We start from the raw sequence: 21,768 nt of genomic DNA on the forward strand, positions 1-21,768 counted from the left end.
TAACCGTCGTTTCCTGACAGTAGACGTCCCGTCAGTGCGGCCGGGGGTGATAGTGGCCCGGGGTCATCCGGCAGGTGACGCCGAAGCGGTTCCAGGCGTTGATCGTGGCGATGGCCGCGATCAGCGTCGCCAATTCGGGTTCGGAGAAGTGCGCGGCCGCCTCGGCATACACCTCGTCGGGCACGAATCCGTCGGTGAGCACGGTGACGGCCTCGGTCAGCGCCAGCGCCGCCAGTTCGCGCTCGGTGTAGAAGTGCCGGGACTCCTCCCACGCGCTCAACTGGATGATTCGCTCGACCGGCATCCCCGCGGCCAGCGCGTCCTTGGTGTGCATGTCCAGGCAGAAGGCGCAGTGGTTGAGCTGCGAGGCACGGATCTTCACCAACTCGTGCAGGGTGGGCTCGATGCTGCGGCGCACCGCGCCCTCGAGCTCGACCATGGCCCGGTAGATGTCGGGAACGTGCTCGGCCCAGCGCAGGCGGACGGGGAGTTCGGCGGCGTTCTCGGTGGTGACGGTGTCTGTGGTCATGCCTCGACGGTAGAAAAGAATCGGCCCAGGGATATGGTCCATTCCCGTGGCAGAACAATGGGCCATTTCCGGCGTCGATCTCCATCTCGAGCGCACCGGCCCCGGCCTGCGCCGGGGTTTGACCGACGCGTTGCGCGAGGCGGTGCGAACGGGACGGCTCGGTGCGGGCACCCGGCTGCCGTCTTCCCGCACGCTCGCGGCCGACCTCGGCATCGCGCGCAACACCGTCGCGGCCGTGTACGCCGACCTGGTCGCCGAGGGCTGGTTGACCGCTCGTCAGGGCGCGGGGACCCGGGTCGCCGAACGCCGCGTGTCCGCACCGGACGGCGCGGTCCCGCCCCCGCGGACCCACCCCCGGCCGCGCTACGACCTGCGGCCGGGCCGCCCGGACGTGTCCGCCTTCCCGCGCGGGGACTGGCTGAAGGCGGCCCGCCGCGCGGTCGCGGCGGCGCCGCACGAGTCCTTCGGCTACGGCGATCCGGGCGGTCGGCCCGACCTGCGCGCCGCGCTCGCCGGGTACCTGGCCCGCGCTCGCGGCGTGCGTGCCGAGTCGCGGCGGGTGGTGATCGACGGCGGATTCGCGCACACGCTGACCGTGCTCGGCGCGGTGCTGCGCGCCCGCGGCGTGCACACCGTGGCCGTCGAGTCCTACGGGCTGCGCGCACACCGGAACCTGTTGGCGGCCACCGGTCTGCGGACCGTCGCCCTGCCCTACGACGACCGCGGCACCGATCCGGGTCCGCTGCCGGTGACCGGCGCGGGCGCGGTGCTGCTGACGCCCGCCCACCAGTTCCCGATGGGCGAGGCGCTGCCGCCCGAGCGCCGGACGGCGGTCGTGGACTGGGCGCGGCGCACCGGCGGCCTGGTGATCGAGGACGACTACGACGGTGAGTTCCGGTACGACCGCAGACCCGTCGGCGCACTCCAGGGCTTGGACCCCGATCGGGTGGTCTATCTCGGCACCGCCAGCAAGTCACTGGCGCCGGGGCTTCGGCTGTCGTGGGCGGTGCTGCCCGGCGACCTCGTCGACGACGTGGTGGCCGCGCGCGGCGGGCACGACGTCTGCGGGGTGCTCGATCAGCTGACGCTCGCGGAATTCCTGCGCTCGGGCGCCTACGACCGGCACGTGCGCACCGCCCGCCTGCGCTATCGACGACGCCGCGACGCCCTGGTCGCCGCGCTGGCCACGCATGCGCCCGACGTCCGGGTCACCGGTATCGCGGCGGGTCTGCACGCGGTGGTCCGGTTGCCCCCGGGCGCCGAGGAGCAGGTGTTGCGCTCGGCCGCCTGGCACGGGCTCGCGCTGTTGGGCTTGTCGCTGTTCCGGCATCCGGACGCGGTCGCCGAACAGCTCGACGCGGTCGTGGTCGGGTACGGCACGCCGCCCGACCACGCCTGGTCGGGAGCGCTGGACACGCTCAGTCGGGTGTTGCCGTAGCCCGTGGCAGCGCCAGGTCGTGCAGCGCCGCCACCACCGGGGCCAGCTCGGGCTGGGCGGCGGCGTCGTCGAGGGCGCGTTCCAGGGCGGCGTCGTGCAGGGGTCTGGCGCGTTCGTAGAGAGCGCGGCCGGGCGCGGTGAGTTCGGTGTAGATGCCGCGGCGGTCGTCGGCGCACAGCACCCGCTGGAGCAGGTGGCGATTCTCCAGGCGGTTCACCAGGCGGGTGGTGGCGCTCGGGCTCAGCGCGGTCGCGCGGGCGAGCTGCTGCATGCGCATGTGCCAGCCGTCCTGCCTGCTGAGCGCGTCGAGCACGGTGTACTCGACCACCGACAACTCGACCGCGGCGAGTTCGCGTTCGAGCGCCGACTCGATGAGGGCGTGCAGGGCCGCGAGCGTGCGCCACCCCTGCGCCCGCACCTCGACCGCGTCGTCGCCGATGCCCACGGTGACCTCCTCCACACGATCGTTGCTTGCGCAAGTATCCAGCGCGTGCAACTATTGAGCTTGCTTCCGCAAATTAAGGCGTCTGCAAGTAAGCGGCGTTTGCAACTAAGTTCTTCCACTCTACAGGAGTCGCATCATGCCCATCGGGCTTGTCGCTCTCGCGATCGGGAGCTTCGGAATCGGGCTCACCGAGTTCGTGATCATGGGATTGTTGCCCGAGGTCGCCGCCGACTTCGGGGTCACCGAGGCCGCGGCCGGATGGCTGATCTCCGGCTACGCGTTGAGCGTGGTGGTCGGTGCGCTCGGGCTCACGGCCGCCACCACCCGGCTGCCGCGCAAAGCGGTACTGCTCGGGCTGCTCGGGCTGTTCATCCTCGGCAACGCGCTCTCGGCGCTCGCGCCGACCTACGAGACGATGATGGCCGGACGCCTGGTGGCCGCACTGTGCCACGGCGCGTTCTTCGGCATCGGTGCGGTGGTCGCCGCGAGCCTGGTCGCCCCCGCGAGGAAGGCCGGTGCGGTGGCCGTCATGTTCACCGGCCTCACCGTCGCCAACGTGCTCGGCGTCCCGTTCGGCACCTTCCTCGGCCAGGAACACGGCTGGCGGGCGACGTTCTGGGCCATCACCGCCATCGGCGTGCTCGCGCTGATCGGGATCGCGGTGCTGGTGCCCGCCACGGCGGGAGCGCGGGCGGCGGGCGCGGCACCGGGGTTGCGCGCCGAACTGCGCGCCTTCACCTCCGGGCAGGTGTGGTTGTCGCTGATCGTCACGGTGCTCGGCTACGGCGGCATGTTCGGCGCGTTCACCTATATCGCCTACACGCTCACCGAGGTCAGCGGGTTCGCCGCGAGCACCGTGCCGTGGCTGCTGGTGCTGTTCGGGCTCGGGCTGTTCGTGGGCAACTGGGCGGGCGGGCGGCTGGCCGACCGGTCCCTGGACGGCACCCTGCTCGGCTTCGTCGCCGCCCTGACCGTCGTGCTGGTGGTGTTCGCGTCGGTCGCCGCCCATCCGGTGCCGACCGTCGCGGCGCTGATCCTGATGGGCGGCTTCAGTTTCGGGACCGTACCCGGCTTGCAGACGCGCATCATGCACTACGCCGCCGGCGCGCCGACGCTGGCCTCCGGGGCGAACATCGGCGCCTTCAATCTCGGTAACGCGCTGGGCGCCTGGGCCGGCGGTCTGGCGATCAGCGCGGGCTTCGGCTACACCTCGCCGATCTGGGTCGGCGCCGGGATCACCCTGGCGGCGCTGGCGGTGATGGGGTTCGCCGCCTCGACCGCGCGGCGAGCCAGGGCCGACGCGGTCACCGCGCCGCGGGCGGTCGAGGTGCCCGTCGCGGGGTGACGGCCGGGTGTGTGCGCAGGACGAGCACGGTGATCTCACTCGGCGCGAACACCCGCAGCGGCGGTCCCCAGTACCCGGTGCCGCGGCTGGTGTAGAGCCAGGTGTGTTCGCCGTGCCTGCTCAGCCCGGCCACCACCGGCTGCTCCAGCCGGACCAGATAGTGGAACGGCCAGATCTGGCCGCCGCGGGTGTGCCCGGAGATCTGCAGCGCCACCCCGGCGGCCGCCGCGTCGGCGACCTGGCGGGGCTGATGGGCCAGCAGGACCACCGGCAACGCCGGGTCGGCGCCGTCGAGCGCCGCGCGCAGATCCGGCCCGTGGCCGGGCAGCACGACGCCGGTCGGGTCGTCGATGCCCGCCAGCACCAGGCTGTCCCCGGCGCGGGTGAGGACCTCGTGCGCGTTGCGCAGCGGCTGCCAGCCCAGCGAGCTCATGTGCGCGATCCAGCCCGCCGCGTCGCCGAAGTACTCGTGGTTGCCCGTGATGTAGAAACGCCCGAGCGGCGCGGCGACCTTCTCCAACGGGTCCACCTGCGGATGGCGCCGCTCGACGGAGCCGTCGGCGAGATCACCGGCGTGACAGACGATGTCGGGCTGCTGCGCGTTGATCAGTTCGACCACGCGCCGCGACCAGCGGACCCGGTTGCGCGCATCGAAGTGGGTGTCGGTGATCACCACCAGCCGCACGCCGTCCAGCCCGCGCCCGAGCCCCGCGATGGGGACCTCGCGGGTGCGCACCCGCGGCACCCGCGCCGCCTCGGCGAGCCCGTAGCAGACCAGCGCCGACGCGATCACCAGCACGGCGAGCGCGACCGGACCGGCGTGGCCCGCGATCCCGGCCGCGCCGAGCGCGACGTTCACCACCGCGCCGAGCGCCGACCAGGTGAAGAACACCCACGCGACGCCGAGCAGCGTGTCGCCGAGGAGGGCCGCGGCGTCGGACTGACGCGGACCGTGCCCGAGCACCATCGCGGCGGGCAGGGCCAGCGCACCGAGGGCGCACGCGGCGGTGCCGAGGGCGAACAACGCACCGGTGCCGCCGGACGGGGCGGCGACCAGCGTCCACCACGGAAACACGAACAGCAGCGCGGGAACCGCGAGGAACAGGATGACGCGGGGGAGGTACTTCAACGGGATCCTCGGTGACTCGGCGGAGCGCACGGCCCCCCGTCCGCCGCTTGGGCTCTCGACGATACCGGCCCGGAGACGACGGACGGGCAGCCCGATCGCGGGCTGCCCGTCCGGTACCGGAGGCCGAGAGGGGAAGAGGTCAGGCGGGGGAGTAGGTCAGGCAGTTGGCGGAGTGGTCGCTCGCGCCGAGGCCGACACGGATCTCTGGAGCGGTGCACTCGAGGTTCTGGTTGTGGGTGCAGTCGACGCGCTGGCAGGCGCCGACCATCGAGGTGACGCGGTCCAGTCCGCCCTTGGCCGAGAGAGGGATGAAGGTGGTGCAGTCGGCGGAACCGTTCTGCCCGGCGACGTTGATCGCGTAGGCATGGCAGCCGTCGTGGTTGTACGAACAGTCGCTGACCGTGCATTCGCTGACGTGAGGCATTTCCATCGTGGTCATGAATTCCTCCGTGCCCGTCGAAGATCCCGCGGCCGACTGGCCGACGGGGGTGTTCGAGGCCGATGGTAGAACTCTTGGCGCCCCCTGAATAGCCAGGTCAGGCTATCCTTCATTGCGTCTGGTTACCATTGGGCTAACGGATGGTTTCCCCCGGAAGAATGGGATGATCCGCCCTCCCCAGGTCGAGAGGGAGGGCGGATCCTTCCCCGTTGGCCGCGACAACGCCGCCACGCGCGCGGCCGCCTCGACTCTAATCGGCCGGACCGCGATTCCGGCGCAGCGACACCCGGTCGGCGGCAATCGGATTCGATGCCTCAGGCGCTGGCCTCACCGGCGGTGCGGATCAGGCGCAGGCCGGGCTCGCGGGGCAGCGCGCGGTCCGGCAGCCACACCACGACGGTCTGGTCCCGCTGGGTCTCCAGCGTCTCCGCCGTGAGGGTGAGCGCCCCGTGCACCGGGTGGTCCAGCCGCAGGGGCGCGGGCGGCTGGTCGGCGGCCAGGCGGGGCTGCCAGCGCCGGGCGAACTCCGGCACGGCACGCAGTTCGGTGACCGCGCGCCGCAGGCGCTCGTCGGCGGGCCAGCGCATCGTCGCCCGGTAGAGGGCAGCGGCGACGCCGTCGGCGACCGCGGCCCGGTTGCGCAGCACTCGGCGGGCATCCTCGTGCCGGAAGACCCAGTGCGCCAGATTGTTCGGCGGATCGAGCAGCCCGAGCGGTGCGACCAGCTCGGCCCAGGCGTCGTTGTGGCCGAGGACGTCGAGGCCGCGGCCGAGTACGAACGCGGGGGTGGGATCGAGGGCGCGGACCACGGTGCGGACGGTCTCGGGAACCGCGGTCGTGGCTGCCGCCGCGCCCGGGCAGCGGTCCTCTTTGCCCGCGGTCAGCGCGAGCAGGCCGAAATGCTGGCGCTGGGCCTCGTCGAGCAGCAGCGCGTCCGCCAGCGCGTCGACGACCGCGAGGGAGGGGTTGGTGTCGCGGCCCTGCTCGAGCCGGGCGAGATAGTCCACGCTCACCCCGGCGCGCACCGCCACCTCCTCGCGGCGCAGTCCGGGCGTGCGCCGCCTACCCGCCTCCGGCAGGCCCACATCGGCGGGCCGCAGCTCGGCGCGGCGGGCGACGAGGAACTCGGCGAACCTGTTCGCGGTCACGGCTCCATCATGCCCGCTCCCGGCACCGTGATCCTGGCCCTGTCAGGTCCAGGAAAACGGCGGCCTTGGTGGCCGGTCCCGCCGGGGCCACGGTGGTAGCCATGACCACGAGCACGAACGACACCCTGCTGAAAACCGGTTCCTGGGCACTCGACACGGCCCACTCCGCGGTCGGTTTCACCATCCGGCATCTCGGCATCGCCAAGGTGCGCGGCCGCTTCACCCGCTTCGAGACCGAGTTCGTCGTCGACGAGACCGGCGCGGCGACCGTCGGCGCCACCATCCACCTCGACTCCTTCGACACCGGCAACCCCGACCGGGACGCCCACGTGCGCGCCGCCGACTTCCTCGACGTCGCCAACCGGCCCACCCTCACCTTCCGTGCCGACAGCCCGGTGCGCGTGGCCGAGACGTTCACCGTGGCCGGCGTCGCCACCCTCGGCGAGCGCAGCACCCCGGTCGCACTCGAGGTCGAGTGGGGCGGCGTCCAGGAATTCCCCGGCACCGGCAACCGGCACGCCGGCTTCTCGGCCACCGGCGTGATCGACCGCACCGCCCTGGGCGTGGGTCCCACCGCGCCGGGCCTGCTCGCCAACTCGGTGCGGATCGAGCTGGACGTCCAGCTGATCGAACCCGCCTGACCGGCCGCGCTCAGTCCGCCAGCAGCCGCCAGGCGGCCAGGGCGAGCCGGGCGCGGAGCAGGCCGGTGGGCTCGGTGAGGTCGATGCCGAGCCCGCGGCCGAGCGCCTCGACCCGGCGGGCGACGCTGCTGTGGTGCAGGTGCAGCAGATCGGCGGCTCGCCGCACCGACCCCGTGGCGCAATAGGCGTCCAGGGTGTCGAGTGCGTCCCGGTCGGCCGCGATCGCGGCCACCGCGCCCACATCGGCATTGTCCCGCAACGCGTCCCGGGGCACCTGCGCCAGCAGCGCCAGCGAGCCGAGATCGCCGAAGTCGACCACCGGCCTGCGCGCGGTGGCGAAGCGCAATGCCGTGCGGGCCTCCCACCAGGCGCGGCCGAGCTCGGCGGCGGTACCGAGACCGGCCAGGGTGTCCGGTGGGAATCCGGTCGCGTCGAGGGTGGTGGCGAGCAGGACGCCCACGCCGCCGACCGTCGCCGCCTTCACCGGTCTGCCCGGGCAGACCGACCCGCCGATCCGGTCCAGCGGTTGCGGCGAGCGCACCGCGGCCACCCGCACCGGCAGGTCGGCGGCGAAACCGAGCAGTCGCAGCGCCCGCGCCCGTGCCGCCTCGTCGCTGTCGGCGCCGATCACCAGCTCGACCAGCGCCGGATCGGCCATCGTCGTGCGCGCCGGCCCGTAACGTTCGACCACCGTCGCGACGGCCAGGGCGAACCGGTCCAACAGCATCTCGTCGAGCGCCCGGGACGCGCCGGTGCGTTCGAGCCACACCGTGCCGATCTCCTCGTCGTCGAGGGTGACGGGCGTACCGGCCGCGGCGGGCGGCGGGGTCTGCGCGGACCGGCCGTCCGGCCCGAATCGGATCACCCGGCCGGTGCCGTGCAAGCGGATGCCCGCCACGCATTCGGCGAGCGCGGCCGAAGCGCGGGCGAGCGCGGGCAGATCGACCCGGCGGCGCATGAGGGTGTCGTAGAACATGACGACACGCAGTGCGCCCGCGGCATCCACGTCGAGTTGCGCGAGCCGGACGACGAGAGCATCCATGCCAGGCAGGGTACGCGGCATCCGTCGCGCCGGGAGCCACGAATGCGCGACGCCCGGCGGATGATTCGCGACGCCGGACTCGCGACGATGATCGGCATGGACCCCGAACTCGAACCCTTCCTCCCGCTGTTCCCGCCGTCGGACCTGTCGGATATCCCCCAGGCGCGCAGGCAGCTGGCCGAATTGGCCGCGGCGGTACCGGCCGACATCGCCGCGCACCTCGACATCGAGGACCGCACCGTGCCCGGCGAGCCCGCCGTCCCGGTGCGGATCTACCGGCCCCAGCACGCGCGCGGGGCGATCGTGTGGGCGCACGGCGGCGGCTTCGTGATGGGCGACCTCGACACCGAGCACCCCTGGGCCACCCGGCTGGCGGAGGGCTCGGGCGCGACGGTGATCTCGGTCGGCTACCGCCTGGCCCCCGAGCATCCGTTCCCCGCCGCCCACGACGACGTGTACGCCGTGCTCACCTGGGCCGCCGCACACGCCGACGAACTCGGCATCGACCCGGCCCGCATCGCGGTCGGCGGGCACAGCTCCGGGGCGGGTATCGCGGCCTCGGTGGCGCTGCGGGCGCGGGACGAACAGGGGCCACCGATCTGCCTGCAACTGCTCAACCAGCCCGGACTCGACGACCGCCAGCGCAGCTGGTCGGCCCGCAACTTCACCGATACCCCCTTCCTGAACCGGTCGAAGGTCACCCAGATGTGGGAGTACTACCTCCAGGGCACGCCCGCCACGCCCTACGCGGCGCCGGCGCGGGCCACCGACCTGTCCGGCCTGCCGCCCGCCTACATCGCCACCGCCGAGTACTGCCCCAACCGCGACGAGGACATCGACTACGCGCTGCGGCTGCTGTGGGCCGGTGTCCCGGTGGAACTGCACCAGTGGCCGGGGACATTCCACGGCTCGCAGGCCATCGTGTCCGCGGCGGTGTCGCAGCGGCAGAACGAGGAGTTCGCCGCCGCCCTGCGCCGCGCGGCGGGTGAGCCCTGAGGCGCGGCACCCGGATCGGCGGCGCGTGAGATGGCCGAAAGCGGGTAGCACCCCGAACGTGACCACACCGGAGAACACACCCCAGCAGACCGAGACCGGCGAGCCCATTCCCCCGGAGAACCTCGACGTGGACGTCACCGGGTACTCGGTGCCCCCGTCCGACGACCCCGACAACCCCGAGACCGACCCCGGCGATCGCCGCGGGTGAACCGGACCGCAGCCCGCCCGGCCGATGCCCGTCGGCTGGGCGGGCTGCTCCGCGGGAGGCCCGTGGTCGGGTGACGGGCGCGGCTCAGCCGGGCTGCCTGCGGTCCAGCAGGGCCCTGGCCAGGCCGTCGAGCACGAAGCCGAGGGCACCGATGACGACGATCACGGCCATGACCTGGTCGTAGGCCAGCTGGTCCCGCGCGTTGAGGATCTGATAGCCCAATCCCGAACGCACACCGAGCATCTCGGCGGGGACCAGCACCACCCAGGCGATCCCGAGCGCGATGCGCAGGCCCGACTGCACCGGTCCGCGCACCGCGGGCAGCACGACCGCGGTGAGTTGCTCGCGCCGGGTGGCGCCGAACGACCGGGCCACCAGCAACAGTCCCGGGTCGATCGCGCGCACGCCCGCGGCGGTGTCGAGCACGATCGGCCACACCGCGGCCGCCGCGACCAGGAACACCACCGGCTGATTGCCGATGCCGAACAGCGCCACCGCGATCGGTGCCCAGGACAGCGGCGAGATCATCCGCAGGAATTGCACGACCGGGGCGAGCGCGTGCTCGGTGGCCGCGTGCAGGCCGAGCAGCAGTCCCAGCGGCACGCCGACGGTCACGGCGATCAGCAGGCCGAGCACCAGCCGCCACAGGCTGACGCCGATGTCGGGCAGCAGCACACCCCGCTCGTGGAGGGCGTGCAGCGCGCCGGGGACGTGCTGGGGCCCGAAGTCGCGCAGCAGCGATTCGGGCCCGGCCAGCACGCCGGTGACCAGCCACCACAGCGCCAGCGCGGCGGCGATGGCGAGCAGGCGCGGCAGGACCGAGGGGCGCCGTGCCACGGCGGGCGCGGTGTCGGGAGTGGTGGTGATGGTCACGACGGGTCGATCTCCTCGGTGCGGGTCAGCGAATCCGGCAGGCCGACGGCGGCTGGGCCGCCTGCCCGGGCCAGGGTGGTGCGGACGAATCGGTCGTCGACCAGCTCGCCGTGCACGCGGTCGGGGTCGAGGCGGGACAGGAACCGGGTGTCGCCGTCCACGACGGTGTCGGGCATGGCCGCGACCAGCGCCGCGGTGAAGCTCGGGAACGGGAACGCCTGGAACCCGATGCGCTGCGGCTGCCAGTCCGGGTGCCGCAGCGGCGGCGGCTGCGGATAGGTGAGGGCGGTGGTGATCGCGGGCAGCGGCTGCGGAAGATAGGTGCCCGCGAGGAGTTTCGCGGTCGCGGCCCGGTCGGTGTCGATGCGGCGTTGCGCGGCGACGATGCCGTCGGTGAGCGCTTGGGCGACCTCGGGCCGCCGGTCGAGCAGATCCTGATGCACCACCAGCGCGCAGCAGGCATGGTCGCGCCACAGGTCGCCGAGGTAGCGGTGGATCCGGCCGATCCCGCGCACCTGCGCCGCGGCGTTGAACGGGTCGGCGACGGTGTAGCCGGCGATCGAGCCGTTGGCCAGCGCGGGCACCATGTCCGACGGGCTCATCACGATCAGCTCGACACTGCGATCGGCCCGCGACGCCGCGCGCCGGATCACCGGACGCAGGCCGTGCGCCCGCAGGTACCGCTGGATCAGGATGTTGTGGATCGACCACCAGAACGGGATCGCCACCTGCGTGCCCGCCAGCTGCTCCGGTTCGGTGATGTGCGGTGCGACGGTGAGCGCCGAGCCGTTGGTGTGGTTCCAGCCCAGCACCCGCACGTCGGCGCCGAGCCCGTAGCGCAGCTGCACCGCCATCGGCATCAACAGGTGCACCACGTCCACCTGCCTGCTCAGGAATGCCTCGGCCAGCGCGGCCCAGCTGCGGAACAGCACCGGTTTCGCCGCCGCCACCGTGCCGGGCGCGACGGTGCCCGCGCCGTGCGCGACCAGCAGCGGGGCGGCGTCGGTGATCGGCAGGTAGCCGATGCGCAGCGGGCCGGTGGTGTCGACGCGGTCACCCCCCGCGGCCCGGGCCAGGTCGGTCAGGCCGGCCACACCGCCCGCCGCCACCAGTCCGGCGCACCCGCACAGCAGCGCCCGCCGGGACAGTCCGCTCATGCCGGCACCACCGTCTCCCGGTAACCGGCGACGATGCGCTCGCGCACGTGCGCCGGGTCCTCGCCGGTCACCCGCAGGTCCTCGCGGACCGCGGCGCCGGGCCCGATGAGCACGATCCGGTCGGCCACCCGCAGCGCCTCGTCCACATCGTGTGTGACCAGCACGGTGGCGCAGGACAATTCGCGCACCAACCCGCGCAGCCAGTCCTGCAGATCGGCGCGCACGGCCGGGTCGAGCGCGCTGAACGGCTCGTCGAGCAGCAGCAGCCGGGGCCGCACCGCGGCGGCGCGGATCACCGCGACCCGCTGCGCCTGCCCGCCCGACAACTGATCGGGATACCGATCCGCCAGCGCACCGAGCCCGAAGCGGCCGAGCAGGTCGCGTGCGTGCGCGGCGTCGAAACCCTCGCGGTGCCGGGCGAACCGGCCGCCGAAGAGGATGTTGTCGCCCACCGTGAGCCAGGGCATCAGCAGCGGCTGCTGGAACACCGTGCCGGTGGCGGGCGGCACCGGCGACCCGGACCAGTCGACGGTGCCGCCGTCGAGGCGGTCCAGCCCGGCCAGCACCCGCAGCAACGTCGACTTGCCGCTACCGCTGGCGCCGAGCACGGCCAGGGTCTCGCCCGCGGCGACCGCGAGGTCGATCCCGTCGAGTACCGGCGTCGGGCGGCCGGGGTAGGACTTGCGGCCGCCGCTCACCTGTACCGCGAGAGTTCCCATCGCAATTGCCCTTCCGAAGGAGATTGGATCGGCAGGAAGGCCGCTTCCCGGAACCGTCGGTTCGTGGCGCCCGCGGTCGCGTACCCGGCCCCGCCCCGCAGGGCGAACTCGAGTCGGGTCGCGTCCACGGCCAGGCGCGCCGCGTCCAAGCGCACCGTGAGCAGTGCCGCGCCGTCGGGCGCGGCCGGATCGGCGGCATAGTCGTGCAGCCGGGCGCGCACGTCGGCGTGCCGGGTCGCCAGCGCGTCGTGATCGGTGCGGAACTGCGCGCCGATCCCGTCGAGCAGCCCGGCGGACTCGGCCAGCGCGGTGCGGGCGATGCCGGTGCAGAACGCCGACTGCAACAGCAGGAACGTCGGCCGGATGGCGGCGCCGAAGGCGGGCAGATCCGCGGTGAGGCACTGTGCCGCCGGTACCGTCACGTCGGTGAACCGCAGCGAGGTGGAGGCGGTCGCGCCCAGGGCGAGCAGCTCCGGGCAGGGACGCACCTCGACTCCGGCCGCGTCGGCGCGGGTGCAGGCGACGCGCCCGCACCCCTGTTCGTCCCGGAACGGAAACACGATCAGCGCGTCGGGAAACACGTTGGACGCCCAGGCGATCGGCCCGGTCACCCGGTATCGGTCGCCGTCGCGGACCCCCGCCAGCGGCAGTTCACCGAGCCCGGCCAGATGCTTGAGCGCCGCGGCCATGGCGGTGACGCCGACGGTGCGACCGCTGACCAGCCCACCGAGATGTGCCGTGCGCACCGGCTCGGGGGCGCGGGCGACGTACTCGATGGTCATCCGCTGCGCCCACAGCGAGAACGCGACGGTCAGGCTCTCGGCCGCCACGTCCTCGATCACGGCGACGATCTCGCCGATTCCCCGCTCGCCCAATCCGATTCCGAGCAGACCGAGGTCGCCGAGTGCGGCGAGATCGGTGCGCACGTCGGTTTCGCCGCGGTCGAGGGCGGCGGCCCGGTCGCGCACGAACGCCGCGGCTTCGGTGCGGGCGGTGAGCACGGCGGTCATGTCCTGGGGTCCGTGAGCGCGTGCAGGCGGTCGACCGGGGTGCTCACGGCCGCGCGGGCCCGCCGCACCGCCGCCTCGTCGGGGGCGTCGTAGAAGCACAGGCACTTGTCCATGTCCTCGCGAACGTAGGTGCGCAGGAAATCGACCTCGGGCACGTCGGCGTACTTGGGCGAGTTCGCCTTCTTGCGCGCCAGGTAGGTCTCCATGTCGATCTCGGCGGGGATGTCCCACTCCACCAGGTAGCCCGCCGCCGGCCGGGCGGCCTTGAGCTGCGCCAGTTCGGCACCGACGAGCCGGACCTCGTGCGGTCCGTCGATGTCGCCGAGTGCGCCGTCGGGCTCGAGCCGGGGCCCGCGACAGGACTCGAACTCCGCGATCGCGAAGATCCGCCCGGCGTCACCGGTCACCTGGGCTTCGATCAGCTCACCGCCCGCCTCGCCGAAACGACGGGCCAGTTCGTCGACGGCTTTGCCGGGATCGATGGCGGGCACGAGTTCATACAGGTACAGCGACATGGGGAAATGCCTTTCACAGAAACAAGATTGGCGCGCGAAGGGGAACCGGCCCGGGCGAACCGCGCGCGAGAACCGGGAGGCGACGTCGTCGATGGACGGTCAGCGTGTGGCGGGACAGCCTGCGCCGGCCACGCGCACGAGGTCCACGTGCAGGCGGCGGGTGAGGAGGCTGCGGGTCACGCCCCCACCCTAAACACAAATAGACCGGTCTGTCTACCAGGCGGGGTGCGTTATCGTGGAGCGGTGACCACGTCGACCGAAACCGTGGCGACGAGCGCGGACCGACGGACCAGGCCGAGTCCCGCGCAACGCCTGCTCGACACCGCCACCACGTTGTTCGCCCGGCACGGCATCCGGGCGGTGGGGATCGACCGGGTGCTCGCCGAGGCGGGGGTGGCGCGGGCCAGCCTGTACTCCAGCTACGGATCCAAGGACGGGCTGGTGCTCGCGTATCTCGAGCACCTGGACCGCCGCGACCGCGAGCGGTGGCACGCGGCGGTGGCCGACCTCGCCGACCCGGCCGACCGGGTGCTGGCCTTCTTCGATCTCGCGCTGGCCTCCGCGCCGGGCAAGGGCTTCCGTGGCTGTCAATACGCCAATGCGGCGACCGAGTTCCCCGAGCAGGCGCTCGCGCCGGTGATCGAGCACCGCCGGTGGGTCCGTGCGACCCTCACCGCCCTGCTGGCCGAGTGTGGCGCGGCGGAGCCGGACGAGCTGGCCCGGCGCATCCAGCTGATCTACGACGGCGCGCTCGCGGGCTCCAAGCTCGAGCACTCGGTGGAGCCGCTGCGCCTCGGCCGCGCGCTCGCCGAGGGATTGCTGGGCCGGTAGCGCCGCGCCGCGCGAGGGAGCGCCCGACCGGACTCGTGCACGGGTACGCGCGGGCCGGCCGGGCGGCCCGCGCGGGCGCTCGGCGAGCGATCAGTGTTCGTCGTAGTGGTCGTCGTGGGCGGCGTGGCGGCAGCCGTCGTGCAGATAGTCGACGTGGTCGCCGTGCGGGACCGCGACGTGACCGCAGCCCTCGCCGTGCCGGTGGTCGTGGGCCTCGTGGGTGCGGTGACCGGTGGGTTCGCACTCGTCGAAGTGGCCGTCGTGGGCGCGGTGGATGTGTCCGTCGTGGGCGTAGTCGATGTGGTCGGCGTGCGGGAAGGCCACGTGTCCGCAGCCCTCGCCGTGGACGTGGCCGTGATCGGTGTGCTCCTGGTGCGCGGCAGCGGTCATCGGTTCCTCCGTTCTCGAGTACCCGTGTGAGCGGTACGTATCGCCGGATGCGCATACCCTATCGCGATTCGGTACTGAATGTTAGCTGGTTCACGTCGGGAGTGCGGTCGGTGCGGACTCCGCCCGTGCCGTACCCGGCTGTCCACCGCCCCTGTCCCGCGTCGCCTCGTGGCGGTTCGGGAGCTGCGGAGCACGGAAATCTGCTCGGTGTCAACGGTTCTGTGGCCGAGATTGCGAATTCGCGTTCCCGGCAGTGCGTTTCGGCTGCCGTTGCGATGATGGTGGGGGAGTGTGCAGCGGATATGGAGGACACGCATGACCAGATACGTGCATCACGTCGGCAGTCTGCCAGCCGAACTGACCACCGGCGATGCCGCCGTCCTCGACTGGTTCGCCGACCACAGCGCGGGACGGCCGGTGACCGCGCTGCCGTGCGACCTCGATCCGGACTGGATCCTCGGCTATCTCCTCGACCGTGCCCGGCACACCGACGTCCTCACGGTGGTCCGGCCGGGCGGGTACGACGACTACGGCGACTTTCCCAGCTACGGGCTGAAACCCGGCGCCCGGCTGGAGCCCCGGCACGTCGCGATGGATCGGGTGGAGCGGATCGGGCAGGTGGTGGCGGCCTTCGACGCGGTGCGGGCGCGCCGCCCGGAACTCGCGGGCACCAAATTGCAGATCAGCCTGCCCAATCCGCTGGATCTGGCGATGTTCGTCTTCGCGGGCGCGGCGGTGGGCACCGGGATTCCGGTCGGCCGCGCCCTGCGCCGCGCACCGCTGCCGGCGACCGCCCTGCGGCAGCTGCCGGTGTTCACCGACGCGGCGCTGAGCGAGGTCACCACGATCACCGAACGCTACGGAGATCGCGTGGTGTGGCAGCTGGAATCACCGTTCGCGCTGCTGAGCGTCGTCAAAGCCGACGAGCTGGGCCTGGGATGGGCCGCCGCGGGGCCGGTGGCCCGGCAGCTCGCGCACCTGCTGGGGCGGCTGCACGAGCTCGGCGCCGCGGTGGTCGTGCACCTGTGCTACGGCGACTACAAGCACGAAAGCCTGCTGGCGCCACGGAGTCTCGCGCCCGCGGCGCGACTGCTCGACCGGCTCGGACGGCTGCTGACGCAGCGGGAGGTCGGCCTGCCCGCCGTCCACGTACCGTGCGCGTACGGCGCCGCGCCCGCGCCGCTCGACCCCGGCTTCTATGCGCCGCTGCGGCGGCTCGATCCCGCCTGGCGGCTGATCGCCGGGGTGGCGTCGCCGCGGTCGGAGTCCGACAGTGTCCGCGCCCTGGCGCTGTTCGAGGAGGGTGCGGGACGCACGGCGTTCGGTGTGGCGACCGCGTGCGGTCTGGGCCGGTGCTCGGTTTCCGACGCGGAGCGCGCGGTGGCCGCCACGGTGGCGGCGGCCGGCGCGGCCGTCGTCCACGGCTGAGCACCGCCGCGACTCCACGGGGATCGGCGCGGCGAAGCCACCGCCGATCCCCGTGATGTGCCGGTGCGGCCGTGGCCGAGGCCGTACCCTGGAGGCGAGTGAGCGGGGGTGATGCTCATACGACACCGAGGATTCCGGTGCGCCGCTCCTGCGTGCCGATGACGCCGACGGGGGTGTCCTCGATCGGCCGACAATCTGATGTCCGACGCCGGAGCCGGTGCTCTCGCCGCTCGCGCCCGGGCGTTTCGCGCTGTCGCGCGGCTATCCTTCGGTGTACTTGCAGATGCACGACCAAATGCGTTCTACGCCTTGAGCTTTCGTTCCTGATGGCTACACTTCTACTCGTGCGCAAATCGCTCAGCTACTGAGCGGCAAGGGGTGTTTCCGGTGCGGTCCGCGCAGCGCGCCGGCCGGAAGTGGACTGCGCACGTTCGTTCGTCGGCAAGGTCAGGGAGAGTGCTATGGGGAACAATCCGCACGTCGTCGTCGTCGGTGGAGGGCCGGGCGGGTCCACCACCGCCGCCCTGCTCGCCCGAGCGGGTATCCGGGTGACCTTGCTGGAACGGGATCGGTTCCCGCGCTATCACATCGGTGAATCGCTGCTGGCCTCCTGCCTGTCCACGTTGCGTCTGTCGGGGGCGTACGACAAGGTCGCCGCGCACGGCTTCCAGATCAAGCGCGGCGGCTATTTCCAGTGGCAGGACGACAACTGGCTACTGGACTGGTCGCAGTTGGTGGATGCCGAAGCCTGGTCCTACCAGGTCGAGCGCGCCGCCTTCGACGAGATCCTGCTGCGCAACGCCGCCGAGCAGGGCGCCACCGTGATCGAACGCGCGACCGTCACCGACGTCGTGTTCGAGGGCGACCGCCCGGTGGCGGTGGAGTGGAAAGCCGCCGGGGAGGACGAGATCCGCACCATCCCCTGCGATTTCCTCGTCGACGCCTCGGGACGTTACGGCCTGCTGGCCAACCGGCGATTCGGGATGCGCAGGCAGCACCCGGCGTTTCGCAACGTCGCCGTGTGGTCGTACTGGCGCGGCGCCCATCTGCATCCGGACAGTCCCGAGGGCGCGATCAACGTCGTCTCCACGCCCGAGGGCGGCTGGTTCTGGCACATCCCGTTGTCCGACGGCCGGTTCAGCGTCGGCTACGTGATCTCGGCGCGCACGGCGGGCGAGGCACTGCGCACCAAGGGCCGTGACACCTATTACCGCGACACGATCGCCGCGAGCAAGGCCATGAGCGACCTGCTCGCGGGCGCCGAGCAGGTCGCCGAGGTGCGGGCCGAGCAGGACTACTCGTACGTGTCGGACCGCTTCGCCGGGCCCGGCTACGTCATCGTCGGCGACGCCGCGGCCTTCCTCGACCCGCTGCTGTCCACCGGTGTGCACCTGGCGACCTACGGGGGACTCGTCGCCGCGGCCGCCATCGCCACGAGTCTGCGCGGCGAGATGAGCGAGCAGGACGCGCTGGCCTTCTACGAGCACACCGCCCGCCGGGCGTACTCGCGGTTCCTGGTGCTGGTGTCGCGGATGTACGAGCAGTACATCGGCTCCGAGGAGTACTTCGCGCACGCCGCCAAGCTCACCGAGGTGCACGAGGGCGACACCCCGGAGGTGTCGTTCACCCGGATCATGGCCGGCCTGACCGATGTCGAGGAGTCCGCGGGCTCGCAGCAGCGCACCTCGACCCAGGCCATCGTCGCCGAAGCCGAACGCCTGCACGACGAGTCGGCCAACCTCGAATACATGGGGCACCTGGACATGTCCGTGGTCTGGGACCACTGGCGCGACCCACTGGCCGACACGGTGATGGACGGCGTGCGGATCACCACCGAACCGGTGTTGGGCCTCACCGGGCGCCCGCGCACCGCCGAGGAGATCGCGGCGGTCGCACGGCCGGTCATCCCGCCCAAAGCGGCGGGTGTGGCCGGGCGGTGAGCGCGGCCGGCGCCATCGCCGGTTTCGCCGACCCGCTCACCCGGGTGCTGCTGGCCGGCGACGGCTTCACCATGTCGTCGTTGGAGGCGATCCTCGGCGCTCCGCTGCTGGTGCGGGTGCGCCGCCAGATCGAGGTGCCTGCGCGGCGGCTGCCCGACCACGTCACCGACGCGCTGCGGGTGCCCGGCGCCGAGCGCGTGCTGCTGCGGCGCTCGGCGCTGGTCACCGCCGACCAGCGCCTGGCCTCGGTGAACCACGTCGTCGCGGTGCGCGGCCCGGCCGCGGCGACCGGCCTCGACGACGTGCGGGTGCCCATCGGCGCGGGACTGATCGCCCGCGGCGTCGCCCAGCGCAGGCGCATCCTGTGGGCGGGTCTGCGGCGGTGGCCGGACGGACGGCCGTGCGCGGCCCGCAGCTACCTCATGGTGGTGCAGGACCGGCCGCTGTGCTTCGTCCGGGAGTCCTTCGATCCCGACCTCGTTCCGCCGGATCACCTGCTCGAGCCCCGGTCCTGATACCCGGGGCCGGGTCTCGTCCCCTCATGTTCGGGAGTCACGCATGCCTTCACCGTTGGCGATCTCGACGCTGTTCTTCCTGCAACTGGTCGTGATCCTGCTGGCCTACCGATTGCTGTGGCCGGTGCTGCGCAGGCTCGGCCAGGTGCAGGTGGTCGCGATCATGATCGCCGGGTTCCTGCTCGGGCCCTCGCTGCTCGGCGCGGCGTGGCCGGAGCTCCAGCAGCGGCTCTTCCCGACCGAAGTGGTGCTCGACGGTGTCACCGTCCCGCATCCGAACGCCACGGCCATCCAGGTCGTCGGCCAGCTCGGGCTGGTGCTGTACATGTTCCTGGTCGGCGCATCGTTCGATCGCGCCATCCTCGGCGGCCACCTGCGCCAGGCCGGGCTCACCTCGGCCACCGGCGTACTGGTGCCGATGGTGCTCGGCGGGTCGGTCGGCTGGTGGCTGGTCGATGCGGGCGGCTACTTCACCGACGCGGTCTCGCCCTGGCAGGGCGCGTTGTTTCTGGCGGCGGCCGTCGCGGTCACCGCGTTCCCGATCCTGGCCTGGATCGTCCACGACTCGGGGCTGACCGGCACCCGGCTCGGCACCATGGCGCTGGCCTGCGCGGCCGTGGACGACCTGTGCGCGTGGCTGCTGCTGGCCGTCGTCGTGGCCACCGCGCAGGACTCCGCGGGTGGTGCGTACCTGGCGCTGGCCGGTGGGGCGCTGTATCTGGCCGTCATGGCAACCGCGGGCCGTCGTTTGCTGACCCGGCTGGAGACCTGGACACCCCGGCGCGGCGACCACGAGACCACCGGCGGGCTCCCGGTGGCGCCCGTGGTGGCGGTGCTGCTCGTGGTCCTGGCCGCGGCGGCGTTCACCGACTTCGTCGGCATCCACTCGGTGCTCGGCGCGTTCGTCGCCGGGGTCGTGATGCCCCGCGGTGAGCTGCTGGCCGGGCTGCGCCGCGCCTTCGAGCCGCTGGTGGCGTATCTGCTGCTGCCCGCCTTCTTCATCCACACCGGCCTCAGCACCGAGCTGAGCCTGATCTTCACACCGAACGTGCTCGCGGTCACCGCGCTGGTGCTGGTGGTGTCGTTCGCGAGCAAGTTCGGCGCGGTCGGGCTGGTCGCGCGCGCACAGGGCATGGGCTGGCGGGAGGCGGGAGCGATGGGCGCCCTCGCCAACGCCCGCGGATTGATGGAACTGGTCCTGCTCGGCATCGGCCTGTCCAGTGGGCTGATCACTCCCGCGCTCTACACCGTGCTGGCCCTGATGACCACCGTCACCACCGTGCTCGCCACACCGCTGCAACGACTGTTCGAACGCGGGGCGTGGAAACGCGGAATGGTGTTCGGGCCCAACGGAGAACAGCCTCCGGTCCGGGAGCCCGCCGACACCGCTCCGTCGGCCACGACGTAGGGTCGGCAGGCGACGGACGGACAGGTCCGTCGCCGCCGGAAGTCCGCGCCCCCGTGGTCGTTCCGCGCGCGAGCGGGCAGCGGTGTGGCTACGATCCACGGTGGGCACGTAGGCCATCAGGGTCATGTCACAGGCGGGTCATGTCACAGGCACGTCATGCGCACCGTTGCGTGTGCACCGTGGCATGTGCACACCGTGGCACGCGCTCACAGCTGCATGCGTCACCCCTTGTCGAACACTGTTCCATCGTCTGGAGTCACGTCTTTGGCTACACCGCACTTCCCGACCGGCGCCGCGGCGCCGGGGGTATGCCCCGTCCAGCACGGCCCGGCCGGCCACACCGAGGAGCGGATCCCGCTCTACACCGCGGAATTCGTCGCCGACCCGCACCTGGCCTACCGCGAGATGCGCCGCCGGTACGGCTCGCTGGCGCCGGTCGAGCTGGCCCCCGGCGTGCCGGCCACCCTGGTGATCGGCTACTCCACCGCGGTGCGAATCCTCAACGACCCCAATCATTTCCCGGCCGATCCGCGCGCCTGGCAGAAGACCGTGCCGGAGAACTGCCCGGTGCTGCCGATGATGGCCTGGCTCCCCGCCGCCCGCAACAACGACGGGCCCGTGCACGCGCGCTACCGCAGCGCGTCCGCGGCCGCCATCGACGCCATCGACGTCCAATCGATCTACCCGATGGTCGAGAAGATCGCCATCACCCTGATCAACACCTTCTGCCGGACCGGGCAGGCCGACCTGGTGACCCAGTACGCCTTCCCGCTGGTGCTCGAGGTGCTCAACCAGATCGTCGGCTGCCCCGAGGACATCGGCCGCCGGGTCGCGGCGGGCATGGCCGCGCGCTTCGACACCGTCAAGAGCGCCCAGGCGATGCCGATGCTGAAAGAGGCACTGCTCGAACTCATCCGGCTCAAACGGGAACACCCCGGCGACGACGTCACCTCGCGGCTGGTCCAGCACCCGGCCCAGCTCGACGACGTGGAGGTCTTCGCCCAGCTGATGAGCTTCTACGGTGCGGGCTTCGAAGCGCAGCGCAACCTCATCACCAACGCGCTGCTGCTGATGATCACCGACGACCGGTTCCGCTTCGGCGACGTGCTCACCAACCTGTCCACCATCGATGCCCTCGACGAAGTGCTCTTCGACGACCCGCCGATGGCCAACTTCTGCACCACCTACCCGCGCCAGCCGATCACCGTCGACGGCGTCTGGCTACCGGCCGACCAGCCCGTCGTCATCAGCCTGGCCGCCTGTAACAACGACCCCGAGATCCGCGGCGCCGACACCCCCGGCGGCAGCAGCCACGGCAACCGCTCCCACCTGGCGTGGAGCACCGGCCCGCACGCCTGCCCCGCCCGCTCCGTCGCCTATGTCACGGTCCAGAACGCCATCGACCAACTCTTCGACGCCCTCCCCGAAATCCAGCTCGCCGTCCCCGCCGAGGACCTCCGCCGGCGCCCCGGCCCCTTCCACCGCGCCCTCGCCGCCCTGCCCGTCGTCTTCCCCTCCTGCCCGCCACTGCACATTCCCTGACATTCGAGCGGAGGGGTGCGTCGATCCCGGCGTCGCCGGGGGCGGTCGCGCTCCGTCCGGGCCACCTCGTCGTGCCGGTG

24 protein-coding genes are annotated in these 21,768 nt (G+C 72.3%); 11 read left to right on the forward strand and 13 right to left on the reverse strand.

Features of this window, described 5'->3' with window-relative positions; translation table 11 throughout:
- Nucleotides 1-31: 31 nt before the first annotated feature.
- Nucleotides 32-529, reverse strand: coding sequence for a carboxymuconolactone decarboxylase family protein (locus CRM89_RS03675; RefSeq protein ID WP_011208643.1), 498 nt, complete (start codon nucleotides 527-529; stop codon nucleotides 32-34).
- A 46-nt stretch (nucleotides 530-575) separates the two neighbouring features.
- On the opposite strand from CRM89_RS03675, the gene CRM89_RS03680 reads away from it, so the two are divergent.
- Nucleotides 576-1,967, forward strand: a complete 1,392-nt coding sequence (locus CRM89_RS03680) for a PLP-dependent aminotransferase family protein (protein WP_060592114.1) — start codon at nucleotides 576-578, stop codon at nucleotides 1,965-1,967.
- Here CRM89_RS03680 and CRM89_RS03685 read toward each other — a convergent pair.
- Nucleotides 1,948-2,412 carry a MarR family winged helix-turn-helix transcriptional regulator gene (locus CRM89_RS03685; RefSeq protein ID WP_060593404.1) on the reverse strand — a complete coding sequence of 155 codons (465 nt, stop codon included), beginning with the start codon at nucleotides 2,410-2,412 and terminating at the stop codon, nucleotides 1,948-1,950. The two genes, CRM89_RS03680 and CRM89_RS03685, sit on opposite strands and share 20 nt — an antisense overlap.
- 136 nt (nucleotides 2,413-2,548) lie before the next feature.
- On the opposite strand from CRM89_RS03685, the gene CRM89_RS03690 reads away from it, so the two are divergent.
- Complete coding sequence (locus tag CRM89_RS03690; RefSeq protein WP_098083226.1) at nucleotides 2,549-3,757, forward strand: MFS transporter; 1,209 nt, start codon at nucleotides 2,549-2,551, stop codon at nucleotides 3,755-3,757.
- On the opposite strand, the gene CRM89_RS03695 is transcribed toward CRM89_RS03690, so the two are convergent.
- The 3 genes from CRM89_RS03695 to CRM89_RS03705 all read right to left on the reverse strand — a co-directional run bounded on the left by CRM89_RS03695 (nucleotide 3,717) and on the right by CRM89_RS03705 (nucleotide 6,473).
- Nucleotides 3,717-4,886 carry a metallophosphoesterase gene (locus CRM89_RS03695; RefSeq protein WP_172964435.1) on the reverse strand — a complete coding sequence of 390 codons (1,170 nt, stop codon included), beginning with the start codon at nucleotides 4,884-4,886 and terminating at the stop codon, nucleotides 3,717-3,719. The two genes, CRM89_RS03690 and CRM89_RS03695, sit on opposite strands and share 41 nt — an antisense overlap.
- Before the next feature lie 139 nt (nucleotides 4,887-5,025).
- Nucleotides 5,026-5,325 (reverse strand): DUF1540 domain-containing protein, encoded by a 300-nt coding sequence (locus tag CRM89_RS03700; protein WP_011208648.1) that lies wholly within the window; start codon nucleotides 5,323-5,325, stop codon nucleotides 5,026-5,028.
- A 314-nt stretch (nucleotides 5,326-5,639) separates the two neighbouring features.
- On the reverse strand, nucleotides 5,640-6,473 hold the full coding sequence (locus CRM89_RS03705; RefSeq protein ID WP_011208649.1) for a helix-turn-helix domain-containing protein: 834 nt from the start codon (nucleotides 6,471-6,473) through the stop codon (nucleotides 5,640-5,642).
- Nucleotides 6,474-6,574: 101 nt separating this feature from the next.
- On the opposite strand from CRM89_RS03705, the gene CRM89_RS03710 reads away from it, so the two are divergent.
- A complete protein-coding gene (locus tag CRM89_RS03710; RefSeq protein ID WP_098083228.1) occupies nucleotides 6,575-7,114 on the forward strand; it encodes a YceI family protein in 540 nt (179 codons plus the stop codon).
- Between the two features lie 10 nt (nucleotides 7,115-7,124).
- Here CRM89_RS03710 and CRM89_RS03715 read toward each other — a convergent pair whose 3' ends face one another.
- On the reverse strand, nucleotides 7,125-8,156 hold the full coding sequence (locus tag CRM89_RS03715; protein ID WP_086845229.1) for a helix-turn-helix domain-containing protein: 1,032 nt from the start codon (nucleotides 8,154-8,156) through the stop codon (nucleotides 7,125-7,127).
- 42 nt (nucleotides 8,157-8,198) lie between these two features.
- Here CRM89_RS03715 and CRM89_RS03720 point away from each other — a divergent pair, with 42 nt between their 5' ends.
- Both CRM89_RS03720 and CRM89_RS30725 read left to right on the forward strand, forming a co-directional pair.
- Nucleotides 8,199-9,152: an alpha/beta hydrolase gene (locus tag CRM89_RS03720; protein WP_098083229.1), complete on the forward strand. Its 954-nt coding sequence runs from the start codon at nucleotides 8,199-8,201 to the stop codon at nucleotides 9,150-9,152.
- 58 nt (nucleotides 9,153-9,210) lie between these two features.
- Complete coding sequence (locus CRM89_RS30725) at nucleotides 9,211-9,360, forward strand: hypothetical protein (protein ID WP_159005404.1); 150 nt, start codon at nucleotides 9,211-9,213, stop codon at nucleotides 9,358-9,360.
- 84 nt (nucleotides 9,361-9,444) lie between these two features.
- Here CRM89_RS30725 and CRM89_RS03725 read toward each other — a convergent pair whose 3' ends face one another.
- From CRM89_RS03725 to CRM89_RS32170, 6 genes are all read right to left on the reverse strand, one after another.
- A complete protein-coding gene (locus CRM89_RS03725) occupies nucleotides 9,445-10,233 on the reverse strand; it encodes an ABC transporter permease (RefSeq protein WP_098083230.1) in 789 nt (262 codons plus the stop codon).
- Nucleotides 10,230-11,390, reverse strand: coding sequence for an ABC transporter substrate-binding protein (locus CRM89_RS03730; RefSeq protein ID WP_011208654.1), 1,161 nt, complete (start codon nucleotides 11,388-11,390; stop codon nucleotides 10,230-10,232). Before CRM89_RS03730 ends, CRM89_RS03725 begins: the two co-directional genes overlap by 4 nt.
- Nucleotides 11,387-12,109: an ABC transporter ATP-binding protein gene (locus tag CRM89_RS03735; protein WP_172964436.1), complete on the reverse strand. Its 723-nt coding sequence runs from the start codon at nucleotides 12,107-12,109 to the stop codon at nucleotides 11,387-11,389. Before CRM89_RS03735 ends, CRM89_RS03730 begins: the two co-directional genes overlap by 4 nt.
- Nucleotides 12,085-13,119, reverse strand: coding sequence for an acyl-CoA dehydrogenase family protein (locus CRM89_RS03740; protein WP_098083232.1), 1,035 nt, complete (start codon nucleotides 13,117-13,119; stop codon nucleotides 12,085-12,087). Before CRM89_RS03740 ends, CRM89_RS03735 begins: the two co-directional genes overlap by 25 nt.
- Entirely contained in the window at nucleotides 13,116-13,634 is a 519-nt protein-coding gene (locus CRM89_RS03745; RefSeq protein ID WP_011208657.1) for a DUF4242 domain-containing protein, read from the reverse strand. Before CRM89_RS03745 ends, CRM89_RS03740 begins: the two co-directional genes overlap by 4 nt.
- 99 nt (nucleotides 13,635-13,733) lie before the next feature.
- On the reverse strand, nucleotides 13,734-13,814 hold the full coding sequence (locus CRM89_RS32170; RefSeq protein ID WP_363187795.1) for a putative leader peptide: 81 nt from the start codon (nucleotides 13,812-13,814) through the stop codon (nucleotides 13,734-13,736).
- 63 nt (nucleotides 13,815-13,877) lie between these two features.
- Here CRM89_RS32170 and CRM89_RS03750 point away from each other — a divergent pair, with 63 nt between their 5' ends.
- A complete protein-coding gene (locus CRM89_RS03750; RefSeq protein ID WP_229434964.1) occupies nucleotides 13,878-14,465 on the forward strand; it encodes a TetR/AcrR family transcriptional regulator in 588 nt (195 codons plus the stop codon).
- A gap of 90 nt (nucleotides 14,466-14,555) precedes the next feature.
- On the opposite strand, the gene CRM89_RS03755 is transcribed toward CRM89_RS03750, so the two are convergent.
- On the reverse strand, nucleotides 14,556-14,855 hold the full coding sequence (locus tag CRM89_RS03755; RefSeq protein WP_011208660.1) for a hypothetical protein: 300 nt from the start codon (nucleotides 14,853-14,855) through the stop codon (nucleotides 14,556-14,558).
- Between the two features lie 315 nt (nucleotides 14,856-15,170).
- Between CRM89_RS03755 and CRM89_RS03760 the strand changes: the two genes are divergently transcribed.
- The 5 genes from CRM89_RS03760 to CRM89_RS03780 all read left to right on the forward strand — a co-directional run bounded on the left by CRM89_RS03760 (nucleotide 15,171) and on the right by CRM89_RS03780 (nucleotide 21,688).
- Entirely contained in the window at nucleotides 15,171-16,283 is a 1,113-nt protein-coding gene (locus CRM89_RS03760; protein ID WP_098083233.1) for a hypothetical protein, read from the forward strand.
- Between the two features lie 461 nt (nucleotides 16,284-16,744).
- Nucleotides 16,745-18,223, forward strand: a complete 1,479-nt coding sequence (locus tag CRM89_RS03765) for an NAD(P)/FAD-dependent oxidoreductase (RefSeq protein ID WP_098083234.1) — start codon at nucleotides 16,745-16,747, stop codon at nucleotides 18,221-18,223.
- Complete coding sequence (locus CRM89_RS03770) at nucleotides 18,220-18,738, forward strand: hypothetical protein (protein WP_011208663.1); 519 nt, start codon at nucleotides 18,220-18,222, stop codon at nucleotides 18,736-18,738. Before CRM89_RS03765 ends, CRM89_RS03770 begins: the two co-directional genes overlap by 4 nt.
- A gap of 43 nt (nucleotides 18,739-18,781) precedes the next feature.
- Nucleotides 18,782-20,146, forward strand: a complete 1,365-nt coding sequence (locus CRM89_RS03775; RefSeq protein WP_098083235.1) for a cation:proton antiporter — start codon at nucleotides 18,782-18,784, stop codon at nucleotides 20,144-20,146.
- 264 nt (nucleotides 20,147-20,410) lie between these two features.
- Entirely contained in the window at nucleotides 20,411-21,688 is a 1,278-nt protein-coding gene (locus CRM89_RS03780; RefSeq protein WP_098083236.1) for a cytochrome P450, read from the forward strand.
- The last annotated feature ends 80 nt before the right edge of the window (nucleotides 21,689-21,768 follow it).

Source organism: Nocardia sp. FDAARGOS_372 (assembly GCF_002554515.1).
Lineage (GTDB): Bacteria > Actinomycetota > Actinomycetes > Mycobacteriales > Mycobacteriaceae > Nocardia > Nocardia farcinica.